Source organism: Bradyrhizobium sp. USDA 4452 (assembly GCF_054063575.1).
The window spans coordinates 4,952,166-4,968,156 of record NZ_JBSSGK010000001.1; the positions used below are offsets into that span (position 1 = coordinate 4,952,166).

Annotated in this window: 8 protein-coding genes; 6 read left to right on the plus strand and 2 right to left on the minus strand. The window is 63.4% G+C overall.

All coding sequences use genetic code 11. The features are described 5' to 3' along the window. The first annotated feature begins 110 nt into the window (after positions 1-110). On the plus strand, positions 111-1,949 hold the full coding sequence (locus ACVISU_RS23755) for an AMP-dependent synthetase/ligase (RefSeq protein WP_456708491.1): 1,839 nt from the start codon (positions 111-113) through the stop codon (positions 1,947-1,949). 78 nt (positions 1,950-2,027) lie between these two features. Then, positions 2,028-3,227, plus strand: coding sequence for an ABC transporter substrate-binding protein (locus ACVISU_RS23760; RefSeq protein ID WP_050403856.1), 1,200 nt, complete (start codon positions 2,028-2,030; stop codon positions 3,225-3,227). Positions 3,228-3,358: 131 nt separating this feature from the next. On the opposite strand, the gene ACVISU_RS23765 is transcribed toward ACVISU_RS23760, so the two are convergent. Continuing rightward, a complete protein-coding gene (locus tag ACVISU_RS23765; protein ID WP_456708492.1) occupies positions 3,359-4,108 on the minus strand; it encodes a transglutaminase-like cysteine peptidase in 750 nt (249 codons plus the stop codon). A 594-nt stretch (positions 4,109-4,702) separates the two neighbouring features. Between ACVISU_RS23765 and ACVISU_RS23770 the strand changes: the two genes are divergently transcribed. Both ACVISU_RS23770 and ACVISU_RS23775 read left to right on the plus strand, forming a co-directional pair. Next, positions 4,703-8,866: a VCBS domain-containing protein gene (locus tag ACVISU_RS23770; protein WP_456708493.1), complete on the plus strand. Its 4,164-nt coding sequence runs from the start codon at positions 4,703-4,705 to the stop codon at positions 8,864-8,866. A 92-nt stretch (positions 8,867-8,958) separates the two neighbouring features. After that, entirely contained in the window at positions 8,959-11,193 is a 2,235-nt protein-coding gene (locus tag ACVISU_RS23775; RefSeq protein ID WP_456708494.1) for a CHASE2 domain-containing protein, read from the plus strand. Positions 11,194-11,361: 168 nt separating this feature from the next. Here ACVISU_RS23775 and ACVISU_RS23780 read toward each other — a convergent pair whose 3' ends face one another. Further along, complete coding sequence (locus tag ACVISU_RS23780) at positions 11,362-12,945, minus strand: ABC transporter substrate-binding protein (protein ID WP_456710886.1); 1,584 nt, start codon at positions 12,943-12,945, stop codon at positions 11,362-11,364. Positions 12,946-13,179: 234 nt separating this feature from the next. Between ACVISU_RS23780 and ACVISU_RS23785 the strand changes: the two genes are divergently transcribed. Both ACVISU_RS23785 and ACVISU_RS23790 read left to right on the plus strand, forming a co-directional pair. Further along, on the plus strand, positions 13,180-14,832 hold the full coding sequence (locus ACVISU_RS23785; RefSeq protein WP_456708495.1) for an ABC transporter substrate-binding protein: 1,653 nt from the start codon (positions 13,180-13,182) through the stop codon (positions 14,830-14,832). A 204-nt stretch (positions 14,833-15,036) separates the two neighbouring features. After that, positions 15,037-15,990 (plus strand): ABC transporter permease, encoded by a 954-nt coding sequence (locus ACVISU_RS23790; RefSeq protein WP_021080294.1) that lies wholly within the window; start codon positions 15,037-15,039, stop codon positions 15,988-15,990. Position 15,991 lies beyond the last annotated feature (1 nt).

Consider the following 15,991-nt stretch of genomic DNA (forward strand, 5'->3'; position numbering starts at 1 on the left):
GAAGGTTTGGCACTGAGAGTGAGTTGGAGCTAGATTTCAGGCCTGCTTCGCGAACAAGACCGGCGGTAAGAGCCAGCGCGTGAGGCAAGCGGCAGAGGAGGGTAGCGCGCATGGCAGGACCAGCGGTGCTGACGGTTGCCGACACGATCGCGAGGAGCTTTCTGCTCGCGGTGCAAACGCGTGGCGACAGGCCCGCGATCCGCGAAAAGAAGTTCGGCATCTGGCAGCCGACCAGCTGGCGCGAATGGCTGCAGCTGTCCAAAGACATCGCCTTCGCCCTGCATGCGACCGGCTTCCGTCCCGGCGACGTCGCCTCGATCATCGCCAACGCGGTGCCGGAATGGGTCTATGCCGACATGGGCATCCTGTGTGCCGGCGGCGTGTCCTCCGGCATCTATCCGACCGATTCAGCGGCGCAGGTCGAATACCTCGTCAATGATTCCCGCACCCGGGTGATCTTCGTCGAGGACGAGGAGCAGCTCGACAAGGTACTGACCTGCCGGTCGCGCTGTCCGACGCTGGACAAGATCGTGGTGTTCGACATGGAGGGCCTCTCCGGCTTCTCCGATCCGATGGTGCTGTCGCTTGGCGAATTCACCGCGCTCGGCCGCAATCATGCGCAGGGCAATGATGCCCTGTGGGATGAGATGACCGGCAGCCGCACCGCCGCCGATCTCGCGATCCTGGTCTATACGTCGGGCACCACCGGCCCGCCCAAGGGCGCGATGCACTCCAACCGCAGCGTGACGCACCAGATGCGCCATGCCAACGATCTCTACCCCTCGACCGACAGCGAGGAGCGGCTGGTGTTCCTGCCGCTCTGCCATGTCGCCGAGCGGGTCGGCGGTTACTACATCTCGCTCGCGCTCGGCTCGGTGATGAATTTCGCCGAGAGCCCTGAGACGGTGCCGGACAATTTGCGCGAGGTGCAGCCGACCGCGTTCCTGGCGGTGCCGAGGATCTGGGAGAAGTTCTATTCCGGCATCACTATCGCGCTGAAGGATGCGACCCCGTTCCAGAACTGGATGTATGCCCGGGCGCTTGCGATCGGCAACCGGATGACCGAATGCCGGCTGCAGGGCGAGACGCCGCCGCTGTCGCTGCGGCTTGCCAACCGCGCCGCCTACTGGCTGGTGTTCCGCAACATCCGCCGCATGCTCGGGCTCGACCGCTGCCGGATCGCGCTGACCGGCGCGGCGCCGATCTCGCCGGATCTGATCCGCTGGTATCTCGCGCTCGGCATCGACATGCGCGAGGTCTACGGCCAGACCGAGAATTGCGGCGTCGCGACTATGATGCCGGCGGACCGCATCAAGCTCGGCTCGGTCGGCAAGGCCGCGCCCTGGGGCGAGGTGATGATCTGCCCAAAGGGCGAGATCCTGATCAAGGGCGACTTCCTGTTCATGGGTTATCTCAACCAGCCGGAGAAGACCGCCGAGACCATCGACGCCAAAGGCTGGCTGCACACCGGCGACGTCGGCGCGATCGACAATGAGGGCTATGTCAAGATCACCGACCGGATGAAGGACATCATCATCACCTCAGGCGGCAAGAACATCACGCCGTCCGAGATCGAGAACCAGCTGAAATTCTCGCCCTATGTCTCGGATGCTGTCGTGATCGGCGACAAGCGGCCGTACCTGACCTGCCTGATCATGATCGATCAGGAAAATGTCGAGAAATATGCCCAGGACCAGGATATCCCGTTCACCAACTACGCGAGCCTTTGCCGCGCCCGCGAGATCCAGGACCTGATCCACCGCGAGGTCGAGGCGGTCAACGCGAAATTCGCGCGCGTCGAGACCATCAAGAAGTTTTACCTGATCGAGCGCCAGCTCACGCCCGAGGACGAGGAGCTGACGCCGACCATGAAGCTGAAGCGAAGTTTTGTGAACAAGCGCTACGCAGCCGAGATCGACGCCATGTATGGCGAACGCGCGGTCGCGTAAGCGAAGGCATGGAATTGGCGAGGGAGCGAGCAGGCCCGACCCTTCGCTCAACATGGGCCATGTTAGGAGGAGACTGCAATGTCGAAATCGCTGAAGGCGCTGGGCCTTGCGGTGAGCGCTCTGGCGCTGACCTGTCTGCCGGCCGCAGCCCAGACCAAGGTCACCAATGAAGGCATTTCGCCGACCGAGATCGTGATCGGAACGCATCAGGATTTGTCCGGCCCGATCAAGGTCTGGGGCGTTCCGGTGTCCAACGGCATGAAGATGGCGGTTGAGGAAATCAACGCCGGCGGCGGCATCAACGGCCGCAAGATCAAGATGATCCTGGAGGACAATGGTTACGACCCGAAGAAGGCCGTGCTGGCTTCGCAGAAGATGGTCGAGCGCGACAAGGTGTTCGCGATGATCGGCCCGATGGGCTCGCCGACCGTGCTCGCCGCGCAGGACATCCTGTTCGATGCCGGCGTATTGCAGCTGTTCCCGCTGACCGCCGCCGAATTCACCTTCAAGTTCGATCCCGCCAAGCCGCAGGAGCGGCTCAAGTTCAACAACCTCCTGCCCTATGTCGAGAGCACGCGCGCTGCGCTCAAATACATGATGGACTGGAAGAACTTCAAGAAGCCCTGCATCATGCATCAGGACGACGAGTACGGTAAGAACGTGCTCGACGGATTCACCCAGCAGCTCGGCGCGATGAAGGTGCAGCCGGCCTCGGTCACCAGCTACAAGCGCGGCGCCTCCGACTTCTCGGCGCAGGTCGCCAAGATGAAGTCCGACGGCTGCGACCTCGTCGTGCTCGGCACCGTGATCCGCGAGACCATCGGCGCGATGAACGAGGCCAGGAAGCTCGGCTGGGACGTGACCTTCCTCGGCGCCACCCCGACCAACGTGCTCGAGGTGCCGGCGCTCGGCAAGGAAGCCGTCGAGGGCCTCTATGCAGCGTCAGGCTTCGAGATTCCCTACGAGGACACCGCCAAGGGCAAGGTGAAGGACTGGCTCGTCAACTACAAGAAGATGTTCAACTCTGAGGCCAACACGCAGGCGATCATCGGCTACAACGCGGTGATGACCTTCGCCTTCTACGCGCAGAAGGCGGGCAAGGACCTCACCGGTCAGAAGATGCTGGACGCGCTGGAGTCAGGCGACAAGTTCCTCGACATCTTCAGCTCGCCGCCGACCAAGTTCTCCAAGACCGATCATCTCGCCAACACCATTACCCAGGTGCAGCAGGTCAAGGGCGGCCGTTGGGTGCTGGTGAAGGACAATCTAATGTTCTAGGCGGTGGTCCGGGCGCTGGGACAATCGCCAATGCGAGCGAAGCGAAGCAATCCACACCTCGGCGAGAGGAAATGTGGATTGCTTCGTCGCTTCGCTTCTCGCAATGACGGAACCGGATTCCTATCGTTCGTTCAATTCGTCGCCGACGGCCGCCACGCGGCCTCGGTGGCGAGCGGCGCATCGACATAGCGGCTGACGCCGTTCTGGTCGATCACGAAGGCCGGCCGAAAATTCCTGATGTCGGCATCCTCGATCATCGTCATGCGCCGGTTGTCGAGCGTCAGCCAGTGGCCGTCGAGCCGCGCCGCGACCACGGCATGGTCCTCGCCACCGAGCAGGTCATGCATGACGACGATGCGCAAATCGTCCGGCGCGACGCCGGCCTTGCCGAGCGCCACGAATTTCGCGATCGCATAGTCTTCGCAATCGCCGCTTCCCCGCGCAAACGTGGCGAGCGGCGTGGCCCAGACGTCGGGCTCGCCATAAGTCGCGAGATCGCTGCCCGGGCGGATCGCCAGATTGATCGCGCGGTTGACCTCGCCGAGACGGGCGCGACCATTGCGCGCGCGTCCGGCATCGACGATCGCCAGGAACCGCAGCGCCTCCGGAGAAGCGCATCCCGCGCGGTCGCTCTCGCAGGCTGCGATCTGGACCAATTCGTCGGCCAGCTGGCGCTGCACGCCGAGCCATTTGTCGTGCAGGCCGCCGCCGGCAAGCGGGCTGGTCGTAAGGCCAAACGGCTCGGTCGACTTTCTGAGCAGGGTCGCGGGGCCGGGCGAAAGCAGCGAAGCGGCATTGATCTCGGCCATCGGTGCGGCCATGGCGAGGCCGAAGCCCAGCATGACGGCGCGCTGCGCGAACGAGCGAAGTGAGTTACCCATGCGACACCCCCTGTCCGCTCATCGACGGGTGGATACTGCACCGCGCACGCGAACGGATCGTTTCATGCCGGCAGCATGGCCAACGATCCCTTCGAATCGACTTAAGATGTGGGGAAACCGGGCAGCAGGCTAAAGGGCGTACACTTCGGGTCCCGAAAACTTTACCGGTTTGTGAAACGAACCGGCGAACCTTTTTCCACCGCGAAACGCCTCATCCGTGCCTTCTGGTTAACCCGGCCGGTCCGCGCACGGGATAGCTGCGATTTGTAAGCCAATTCACAGCTTTGGCCGGAAAATTGGGGTCAAGTGACCTCTCGGGGCTGCGGGGAAATAAAGGCAAGTAGAGAAATGCAAGCGAATACCACGAATACGTGGCTCAGTACCCATCTTGGCTCAGATCCCATCCTATGGTACCGTCCGGCAAGTTCGGACTACACGACTCATCTGAGAGTGAGCCAAGTCACACCCAGTCAAACCGCGCAATCAGAGCACCTTGCGAAAGCACAGGATGGTTTCGCGAAGCTTTATCCGATGATATGCAGGCGTAATCATTCGGATATTCTACCAATATTAACCATCGTGCGGTGATCCGCAGTGAACTTTGTCGAGAAATTCGACGGCTATTTGCCGAGCACGGAGGCTTATGCCCGTGGAACGGTGCATGTCGACAGCGTTTCCACCCGCGCTCCGCCCGGCGCGATCACCGTCGACGACGGGCAATTGCTGTTTACCGGCGACTTCAAGCGGACCGGGCTCGATCTCGTCATCTCGAAGGATGACCGGGAACTCGTCCTGCACGACTACTTCAAGGGCGAGAAACGCGCGGCGCTGGCGTCGCCTGAAGGCGCGCATCTCACCGGCGATCTCGTCAACGCGCTCACAGGGTACACCCAATATGCCCAGGCCGGCGGCGCGGTGGAACCGGCCAAGGTCATCGGCCACGTCACCAAGCTGGTGGGCAGCGCCACCGCGATCCGCAACGGCGTCTCGATCGTCCTGAACCAGGGCGACAACGTCAATAAGGGTGACGTGGTTCAGTCCGGCAGCGACTCGACGCTCGGCATCACTTTCATCGACGGCACCGTGTTCGGTCTCGGACCGAACGCCAAGATGGTGCTGAACGAAATGATCTACGACCCGAACGGGTCGAGCAATTCGGCGCTGATGAGCCTCGTCTCGGGCACGATCTCGTTCGTTGCCGGCGCGACCGCCAAGCATGGCGACATGAAGGTCGATACGCCGGTCGCGACCATGGGCATCCGCGGCACCGCGGTGCTGGTCGAGATCGATTTCGACGTTCAGGGCACGGGGGGCGTGCCGCCGGCCAAATTCCAGGTGCTGGTCGAGCCCGACGGCACCACCGGCTCCTACATTCTGTTCGACAAGACGACGCTCAATCCGATCGCGACCGTCGATCAGGCCGGCACCCAGACCATCGTCAACGGCCAGGGCAGCGTCAGCTTCGTCTCGTCGGCGCAGCTGTCGACCGATGCGCAGAAGCTGATCTCCGACGTCTTCGCGCTGAAGTTCACCGACAACTCGAATCCCAACACCAAGCTCACGACGAACTTCACGGACAGCGTCGTCCCGGTCACGATCGGCCTGAAGCTCGCCACCGGCGACGCCTTCGTGCCGATCAACTTCCTGCTGGGGTTGACCAACAATACCCAGTCACAGGCGGCGCCCGGCAGGTCCGACCACATCCCCGGGGCTCCGCATGTCGTGACCCAGGATGGAGCGATCACCGAACAGGCCGGGCAGACCCATAGCACGCTGCCCGACACGGTGAGCGGCCAGATCACCTGGGTGGACGTCAATCTCGGCGACAAGCCGACCGCGACGGTCAATTTCAATTCGTTCAGCTACCGGGATGCCCACGGCAACGACGTGACGTCGTCGCTGACGGCGGCGGAGCAGGCTGCCATCAAGGCCGTCGAGATCCCGCTGCTGCTCGATCCCAATCCGCAGAACACCAACATCGGCTCGGCGACCTGGACTTACAGCCTTGCCGACGGCGCGTTCGACTTCCTCGCCGCCGGCGAAACGCTGACCCTCACCTACATGGTGCGCGTCGATAACAACTACCCGCTGAGCAACGAGACCGGCTTCAACACCATCACCATCACGATCACCGGTACCAACGACACGCCGGTCGTGACGTCCGCGGCACAGGTCGGTTCGATCACCGAACTTCCATGGACGACGAATTCCGCCGTGCCCGATACGGCGCATGGCACGGTGACGTTTACCGATGCGGATTTGACCGACACCCACACGGTCACCATCACCGGCGTCACCGAGGCCGGCGTCACCAGCGGACTTGCCAACGAGGCCACCGTATTGAGCTGGCTGTCGCTGGGCGCACTGACCGATTCAACCGACGGCGTGACGGGATCGCGCCCCTGGACATTCTCGGCCGCCGACAGAAGTTTCGATTATCTCGCCGCCGGCGAGACGCTGACGTTGATCTACACGGTCCAGATCGACGACCATCATGGTAGCGTCGTCACGGTCCCCGTCACGATCACGATCGTCGGCACCGACGACAACCCGGTGATTACGTCGCCGACCCAGGCGGCGGCCATCACCGAGGCCGAAGCTGTGACCGGTTCAACAAAGCCGGATACTGCGTCCGGTACGGTGACCTTCACCGATGCCGATCTCAGCGACACCCACAGCGCCACCGTGGCCAGTGTCACCGAAACGGGCGTTACCACGGGGCTCCCCGATCAGGCGACCATACTGAGCTGGCTCTCGCTCGGCACGCTGAAGGACTCGACCGGCGGCGTTATCGGATCCAATGTCTGGACGTTCTCGGCCGCCGACAAGAATTTTGACTACCTGGCGGCCGGCGAGAAGCTGACGCTGACCTATCTGATCCAGGTCGACGACCACCATGGCGGCGTCGTCACCCAGCCGGTCACGATCACCATCACCGGCACCAACGACGTTCCGACATTCACATCCGCGCCGCCGACGGCCTCGATCACCGAGGCGATCGGGGAGACCGGCTCGACCAAGCCGGATGTGGCTCAAGGCGTGGTGGCGTTTGCCGACGTCGATCTCAGCGACACCCATAGCGTGTCCATCACCGGCGTCGCGGAATCCGGCACGACCACGGGCCTGCCTGAAGACGAGTCCACGGTCCTGAACTGGCTGTCGCTGGGGACGCTGACGGATTCGACCGGCCATGTGAACGGGTCGCAGGCCTGGACCTTCTCGGCCGCGGACAACAATTTCGATTATCTCGCCGCCGGCGAAACGCTGACGCTGACCTACACCGTCAAGATCGACGATCACCATGGTGGCGTCATCAGCGAGCCGGTGACGATCACGATCAACGGCAGCAACGATGCACCAACCATCACGTCGGAGCCGCAGACCGCCACCATCGCCGAGCAGACTGACACGACCGGTTCGTCCAAGCCGAACGGCGCATCAGGCGTCGTGACGTTCGCCGATATGGATCTCAGCGACACCCACGCGGTGAGCATCACCGGTGTAGCCGAATCCGGCGCGACCGCGGGCCTGCCCGAGGACCAGTCCACCATCCTGAACTGGCTGTCGCTGGGGACGCTGACGGACTCGACCGGCCATGTGAACGGATCGCAGGCCTGGATCTTCTCGGCCGCGGACCAGAATTTCGACTATCTCGCCGCCGGCGAGACGCTGACGCTGACCTACACGATCCAGATCGACGACCATCATGGCGGCGTCATCACCACGCCCGTGACGATCACGATCAACGGCGCCAATGACGCGCCGACGCTGGCTGACGTCAACGCCGGCACGCTCACCGATACCGCTGCCTACGACACGTTCAGCCCGCTCACCGGCGCGCTGCACGGTCATGATGTCGACGACGGCGAGACCGCGACGCTGACCTACGCCGCCCTCAATTCGGACCACGTCGCGGTCAACTCGCCGATCGCGGGCCTCTACGGCCCGCTCACGGTCAACCCGGACGGCACCTACAGCTATGTCCCCGACGCCGCCGCGATCAATGCGCTGGCCAAGGGCAGCTATGCCGACACGTTCACCGTCGAAACCATCGATGCGCATGGCGCGACCGGGACTGCGACGCTGACGGTCGATGTCGTCGGCGCCAACGACGCACCGGTGATCCATGCCGACAACATCAGCATCACCAATAGCCCCGATGGGACCGAAACGATCTCCGGCCTCACCGTCACCGATGTCGATGCCGGCGCCAACGAGAGCTTCACCCTGGCGGCCGCGACCAACCCCGGCTCGGGCAGCAGCGTCGCGCCGGCGGCGCTGCTCGGCCATCTCCCGGATATCAACACCGCGCTCGGGTCACCGGGCCTTGTCTACAACCCCGGCCAGACCCCGCCGTCGACCGACAAGATCGCGCTCTCCGTGACCGACGGCCATGGCGCCAGCGATACGGTCAATCTGATCTTCAACGTCCAGCAAAATCCGTCTCAGCCGGTCACGCTGACGGGCACCAGCGACAAGGACGTGTTTTTCGGATCGGGCTATCAGGACAAGTTCGTGTTTGCGCCGAACTTCAATCATGACACGATCCTGAACTTTACGCCGGGCCAGGACCAGATCGACCTGTCCGCGATCGTCTCGACGAGCACCTTCAGCAACTGGTTCGATCAGAACGTGACGACATCGCCGACGAATTCGGCTGATACGCTGATCACGATCGACAGTGCGGACACGATCACGTTGCACAACGTCGCGAAGGCGAGTTTGTCCCAGAACGACTTCATCATTCATTACACGTGATGGGCGTTGGCCTCCCGAAAGGCCGGCTGCATCCTGCATTGCGCAACGTCTGCTCGATTGGAACTACTCGCCGCGCGTGATATCCAGACGGTATGAGACGGCTGAAGGCGATACGAAGATGGTTCGGACGGCGCTTCGGCTACGCGCGGCTGGCCTGCGTGGCGCTCCTGATCGGCATTGCCGCGTTGCGGATCGCGGATCCGGCTCCGGTTCAGGAGCTTCGCGTCAGGACGTTCGACAATTTCCAGGTGCTCGAACCCCGCCAGAAGACCGCGCGGCCCGTCACGATCGTCGATATCGACGAGAAGAGCCTCGCCGACCCCCGGCTCGGGCAATGGCCGTGGCCGCGGACGCGGCTCGCCGACATCGTCATCAACCTCACCCGGCTCGGCGCCGTGGTGATCGCGTTCGACGCGGTGTTCTCCGAGCCTGACCGCCTCAACCCCGATATCGCGGCCGATACGTTCAGCAGCCTCGACGAGGAGATGCGCGCCAGGTTGCGGCAACTGCCGAGCAACGACAGCATCCTGGCCGACGCCATCAAGAACTCGCGTGTGGTGCTCGGCGAGTCCGGCGGCCCCAACGTGCGCGCCGACCTCAACGAAAAGTTGCCGGTCACCGGGCTTGCGATGCTCGGCGAGGAGCCGCAGCGCTTCATGTTCAAGTTTCCGGGATTGTTGCGCAACGTACCGGTGCTCGAGGAGGCCGCGGCCGGGCGGGGCCTGTTCACGATCAGGCCGGAGCGCGACGGCATCGTCAGGCGGGTGCCGATGATGATGGTCGCGCAGGGCATCACCATGCCGTCGCTGACCTTCGAAATGCTGCGGGTGGCGGGCGGCTCCGGCACCATCCTGATCAAGGCCGACAAGGGCGGCATCCAGAGCCTCGGCATCAAGGGGTTTGCGATCCCGACCGATCTCTACGGCCAGCTCTGGATCCACTACGCCCGCCGTGACCCCTCGATCTACGTCTCGGCCGTCGATGTGCTGGATGGGCGGGTGCCGCCGGAGAGGATCGCCGGCAAGCTGATCCTGATCGGCACTTCCTCGATCGGGCTCAACGACATCAAGACCACACCGGTGACGCCGGCCATGCCCGGTGTCGAGGTTCACGCCCAGGTGTTGGAGAGCGCGCTGACCGGCGACGTGGTTTCGCAGCCGAGTTACGGCATTGCCATCGAGTTCCTCGCCGCGATGATCATGGGGCTGCTGGTCATCGCCTTCGCGCCGAAGTTCGGGCCGATCACGCTGGTCGTGGTCGGCGGGTTGTTTGCCTCGGTGCTGATCGGCACCTCCTGGTACTTCTACTCCCAGCACCGGCTCCTGATCGATTTCACCTATCCGCTGATGTCGACGACGGCGATCTATCTCACCCTGATCTTCTCCGCCTTCGTACGCGAACAGCAGCAGCGTCGGCAGATCAGGTCGCAGTTCGTGCAGTACATGTCGCCCGCGCTGGTCGAGCAGCTGGCGCAGGCGCCGGAACGGCTCGTGCTCGGCGGCGAAGAGCGCGAGATGACCATCATGTTCTCGGACATGCGCGGCTTCACCACGATCTCGGAAACCTACAAGAGCGATCCGCAGGGCCTCACGGCGCTGATGAACCGGTTCCTCACCCCGCTTTCCAACGCGATCCTTGCTCGCAAGGGCACGATCGACAAATACATGGGCGACGCCATCATGGCGTTCTGGAACGCGCCGCTCGACGACAAGCAGCACCAGATCAATGCCTGTGATGCCGCGCTCGACATGCTGGAGCGCGTCGACGACCTCAACCGTGCGCGCGAGCAGGAGGCGAAGGAGGGCGGCCACGTCTACGTGCCGCTCAACATCGGAGTCGGTCTCAACACCGGGACCTGCGTGGTCGGCAATATGGGCTCCGATGTGCGCTTCGACTATTCGGTGTTCGGCGACAGCGTCAATCTGGCCTCGCGGCTGGAGGGGCAGTCCAAGGAGTACGGCTTCCCGATCATCGTGGGATCGAAGACCGCGCTCGCGGTGAAGGAAAAGTTTGCGATCCTCGAGCTCGACTTCATCATGGTCAAGGGCAAGAAGGAGCCCGAGGTGATCTATGCGATCGCCGGCCGCGAGGACGTCGCGAATTCTGGCCGCTTCCAGCGGCTGCGCAACCTGACCATCGAGATGCTCGCCTGCTACCGCGGCCGCGATTGGGACGGCGCGCTCGCGGCGATCGAGCGCGGCCGCAAGACCGACGAGGCACAGACGCTGCAATATCTCTACCGCCTCTACGAGGCGCGCATCCGTACCTTCCAGAAGGAGCCGCCGCCGGACGATTGGGATGGCGCCTTTGCGTTGACGACGAAGTAACGCCACAAATTGGTGTCGTCCCGGCTGACCACGAAATAGGTGCCACAGATCCGGTGTCGTCCCGGCGAAGGCCGGAACCACAAATGGGTGTTTGTTAGAAAGCCGTCTGGCCGCTTGCCTCTTGCGCTGGCCGCTACTATGCCGACCTCCGCCGGGACTACGAGAGATTTACTCCAGCCCGATCTGCGTCAGGTCCTGGAACCAGTGCTGCGCCTGCACGAAGGTCTTCACCTTCGGCGACAGTGCATGCGGATTGGTGTCGTGCACCACCCACACCAGTGCGGCATCGTCGACGATCAGCGCGTGCGCCTGCGCCAGCAGCGCATCCTGTTTCGCGCTGTCGAAGGTCTGTTTGGCCTCGTCGATCAGCGCGTCGACCTTCGGATTCTTGTAGCCGCCCCAATTGACGCCGGTCGGCGCCACCTGGCCAGAATGGAAGAACCGCACGATGGCGTAGAGCGGATCCGAGGTGACATAGGCGATGTTATTGGCGGTGATGCCGGCGTTCATCTCGTCGGCGGCGCCTTTGCGCCAGTGCGAATAGAGTGTCTCGAGCTCGACCACCTTGAAGTCGATATCGATGCCGATCTCCTTGAAGCTTTGCTGCAGGAATTCGTTCATCGGCAGCGACAGCATCTGCCCGGTGCCGCCCTGGGCGATGATGAAGGTGGTCTTCAGCGGCTTGTCCTTGGAGTAGCCGGCTTCCTCCACCAGCTTCTTCGCGGCCGCGAGGTCGTATTTCAGTTCGAAGCTCGGCTTGCCGAACCACGGGCTCGACGGGTCGACCTGGCCCTTGGCCGGCTTGGCAAGACCATTCATCAGGCCGACGACCGCGTCGCGGTCGATCGCCAGATTGAGCGCCTTGCGCAGGCGGATGTCGGTCCAGGGCGAGCCCGGCAGCACGCTCAAATGATAATTCCAGACATGCGGCGTCACGTTGTCGACGATCCGCATGCCGGCGGCCTTGAGCTGCGGCACGGCGTCGGGCGCCGGCGTCTCGATCAGGTCGACCTGACCGGCCAGCAGCGCGTTGGTGCGGGTCAGGGCTTCCGGCATCGGGATCAGGATCATCTTGTCGACCTTCGCCAGCCGCTTCTTATCCCAATAGTCCGGGTTCCTGGTCAGTTCGGCGAGCTCGCGCGGCACCAGTCGGGTCAGCTTGAACGGACCGGTGCCGGAGGGCTGGCTGGCGAACTTGTCCCAATCCTTGCCGAGCTTCTCATATTGCGCGGGGCTCGAAACCAGGAACCACAGCATCTGGTAGGGGAAGAAGGAGTCGACCGTCTTGGTGGTGATCTCGACGGTATAGTCGTCGATCTTGGCCCAGCTCGCGACCGAGGGGAGGCGGGTCTTGACCTGCGCGCTCTGCCGCTTGTCGAATTGCGGTGCCTTGTCGTTCAGCACCTTGTCGAGATTCCAGATCACCGCGTCGGCGTTGAAGTCGCTGCCGTCGTGGAATTTGACGTTCCTGCGCAAGGTGAAGCGCCACTTGGTCTTGTCATTGTCATCGACCTTCCATTCGGTCGCAAGCCCCGGCACCAGCTTGCCTGGCCGGTCGGCGACGTCCATCTCCCACGCCACCAGCGGATCGTAGATCGTGTAGGCCGTGAACTGATAGGCGCCGGCGCCGCGATCGGGCTGGCCGGTCGTCAGCGGAATGTCAGCCATCGAAATGCCGTACCGCACAATGGACTCGGCTCGCGCCGAGATGGCCGGCCAGCCCGCGGTCAAGGCGAGCGCCATTGCCGTCATCAAGATCGAATTGCGCGCGCGCATGAGAAGGCTCCGTTGGTGGGAAGTCGGGGCCAAATCTTGCAAGCATGATGCCAGAATAGGCATCTTCGCACGGTTGGGGCGCGAGGTGGGAAGAAATGACGCGCCCGGCGGTAATTTGCTGAAGAACTATTCCCCTTGGCACAGGCATTGCATACGCTTGCCCAAGAAATAATCACCAAAACGTCACCAGACTTCGAAGGGGTCACTCAGATGCGTAACAGGAAGACCAATGCGGCGGCGATCATGCTGGCGCTTGCGATGGCCAATTGTGTGCCTGTTATCGCCAGCGCCGAGACCGTGCTGCGCATCGGTATGACGGCTGCCGATATTCCGCGCACGCTCGGGCAGCCCGACCAGGGTTTTGAGGGCAACCGCTTCACCGGGCTCACCATGTACGACGCGCTGACGATGTGGGACCTGTCCTCGTCGGACAAAGCGAGCGCGATGATCCCGGGCCTCGCCACCGAGTGGAAGGTCGACGATGCCGACAAGACCAAGTGGATTTTCAAGTTGCGTCCCGGGGTCAGCTTTCATGACGGCTCGCCGTTCAATGCCGACGCCGTGGTCTGGAACGTCGACAAGGTGCTGAAGCAGGACGCGCCGCAATACGATGCGAGCCAGGTCGGCGTCACCGCCTCGCGCATGCCGACCCTGGTGTCGGCGCGCAAGATCGACGACATGACGGTGGAGCTGACCACCAAGGAGCCGGACAGCTTCCTGCCGATCAACCTCACCAATCTGTTCATGGCGAGCCCGGCCAAGTGGCAGCAATTCTACGACAAGGCCGAAGGCGCCGATACCAAGGCAAAGTCGCAGGCTGCGTGGGCGGCGTTCGCCAAGGACGCGTCGGGCACCGGCCCCTGGAAGATGTCCAGCTTCACCCCGCGCGAGCGGCTCGAACTGGTGAAGAACGAGAAGTACTGGGACAAGGCCCGCGTGCCGAAGACCGACAAGATGGTGCTGCTGCCGATGCCCGAGGCCAACGCGCGTACCGCGGCGCTGCTGTCGGGGCAGGTCAACTGGATCGAGGCACCGGCGCCCGATGCGTTGCCCGAAATCAAGCAGCGCGGCTTCAATCTGTATTCCAACGAGGAGCCGCATGTCTGGCCGTGGCAATTCTCGCGCGTCGAGGGCTCGCCGTGGAACGACATCCGCGTCCGCAAGGCGGCCAATCTCTGCGTCGATCGGGAAGGACTGCGCGACGGCCTGCTCGCAGGGCTGATGGTGCCGGCCACCGGCACCTTCGAGCCCGGCCATCCCTGGCGCGGCAACCCGACCTTCCAGATCAAGTACGACAAGCCGGCCGCGCAGAAGCTGATGCAGGAGGCCGGCTTCGGTCCCAACAAGAAGTTGACGGTCAAGATCCAGACCTCGGCATCGGGTTCGGGCCAGATGCTGCCGTTGCCGATGAACGAGTATCTGCAACAGGCTTTGGCCGAGTGCTATTTCGATGTGCAACTCGACGTGATCGAGTGGAATACGCTGTTCACCAACTGGCGGCGCGGCGCCAAGGATCCGTCGGCCAACGGATCGAACGCGACCAACGTGACCTATGCTGCGATGGATCCGTTCTTCGCGCTGGTGCGCTTCCTGCAATCGGGCATGGCGCCGCCGGTCTCGAACAATTGGGGCTTCATCAACAATCCGAAGTTCGATGAGCTGGTGAAGAAGGCCCGTCAGACCTTCGAACCGGCGGCGCGCGATGCCGCGCTCGCCGAACTGCACGCCGCCTCGGTCGACGATGCGGCGTTCCTGTACGTCGCTCACGACGTCGCACCGCGCGCGATGAGCCCGAAGGTCAAGGGCTTTGTGCAGCCGAAGAGCTGGTTCGTCGACTTCTCGCCGGTCTCGGTCGTGCCGTGACGCCGGCGGCGTAGACCGGTGTACCCTCTCCCCTTGCGGGAGAGGGTGGCTTTTGATGCGGTAGCATCGAAGCCGGGTGAGGGGTTGTCTCCGCGGACGCTCCTCGCTCTGATGAAGTGACAGTCTCCGCGGATAGAACCCCTCATCCGGCGCGCTTCGCGCGCCACCTTCTCCCACAAGGGGAGAAGGAAGAAAGAACGCAACGTGCTCGCCTATACGTCCAGACGGATCGTCTACGTCATTCCGATCGTGCTCAGCGTCGCGCTGGTGTGCTTCCTCCTGGTGCACATCACGCCCGGCGACCCGCTCGTCGCGGTGCTGCCGGCCGACGCCTCGCAGGAGCTCGCCGCGCAATTGCGCAGCGCCTACGGCTTCGATCGACCGTTGCCGGTGCAGTTCGGCCTGTGGCTGTGGCGCGCGATCCATGGCGATCTCGGCAATTCGATCGCCACCGGACGGCCGGTCCTGTCGGAAGTGATGCGCGCGGTCGGCAACACCGTGATGCTGGCGATTGCGGCTGCGATGATCGGCTTCACGCTCGGCCTGCTGTTCGGCCTGATCGCCGGCTATTTCCGCGACACCTGGGTCGACAAGGTCGCAACGTCGATCGCCATCGCCGGCGTCTCGCTGCCGCATTACTGGCTCGGCATGGTGCTGGTCATCATCTTTTCGGTGCAGCTCAACTGGCTGCCTGCGGTCGGCGCCGGTCCCGGCGGCTCGGGCGCCTGGGCGTGGGATTGGGAGCATCTGCGCTATCTGGTGCTGCCCGCGATCACGACCTCGGTGATCCCGATGGGCATCGTCACCCGCACGGTGCGTGCGCTGACCGGCGACATCCTGAGCCAGGACTTCGTCGAGGCGCTGCGCGCCAAGGGCCTGCGCGAGACGGGCGTGTTTCGCCACGTCATCAAGAACGCGGCGCCGACCGCGCTTGCGGTGATGGGCCTGCAACTGGGCTACATGCTCGGCGGTTCGATCCTGATCGAGACCGTGTTCTCCTGGCCGGGCTCGGGGCTCTTGCTGAACTCGGCGATCTTCCAGCGCGATCTGCCACTGCTGCAGGGCACGATCCTGGTGCTGGCGCTGTTCTTCGTGCTGCTCAATCTCCTGGTCGATATCGCGCAAGCCGCGATCGATCCGCGCATCAAGCGGAGCTGAG

Excerpts from the sequence above, each read along its gene's own strand:
- ACVISU_RS23755 (WP_456708491.1), top strand. The coding sequence starts at position 111 with ATGGCAGGACCAGCGGTGCTGACGGTTGCCGACACGATCGCGAGGAGC.
- ACVISU_RS23760 (WP_050403856.1), top strand. The coding sequence starts at position 2,028 with ATGTCGAAATCGCTGAAGGCGCTGGGCCTTGCGGTGAGCGCTCTGGCG.
- ACVISU_RS23765 (WP_456708492.1), bottom strand. The coding sequence starts at position 4,108 with ATGGGTAACTCACTTCGCTCGTTCGCGCAGCGCGCCGTCATGCTGGGC.
- ACVISU_RS23775 (WP_456708494.1), top strand. The coding sequence starts at position 8,959 with ATGAGACGGCTGAAGGCGATACGAAGATGGTTCGGACGGCGCTTCGGC.
- ACVISU_RS23780 (WP_456710886.1), bottom strand. The coding sequence starts at position 12,945 with ATGACGGCAATGGCGCTCGCCTTGACCGCGGGCTGGCCGGCCATCTCG.
- ACVISU_RS23785 (WP_456708495.1), top strand. The coding sequence starts at position 13,180 with ATGCGTAACAGGAAGACCAATGCGGCGGCGATCATGCTGGCGCTTGCG.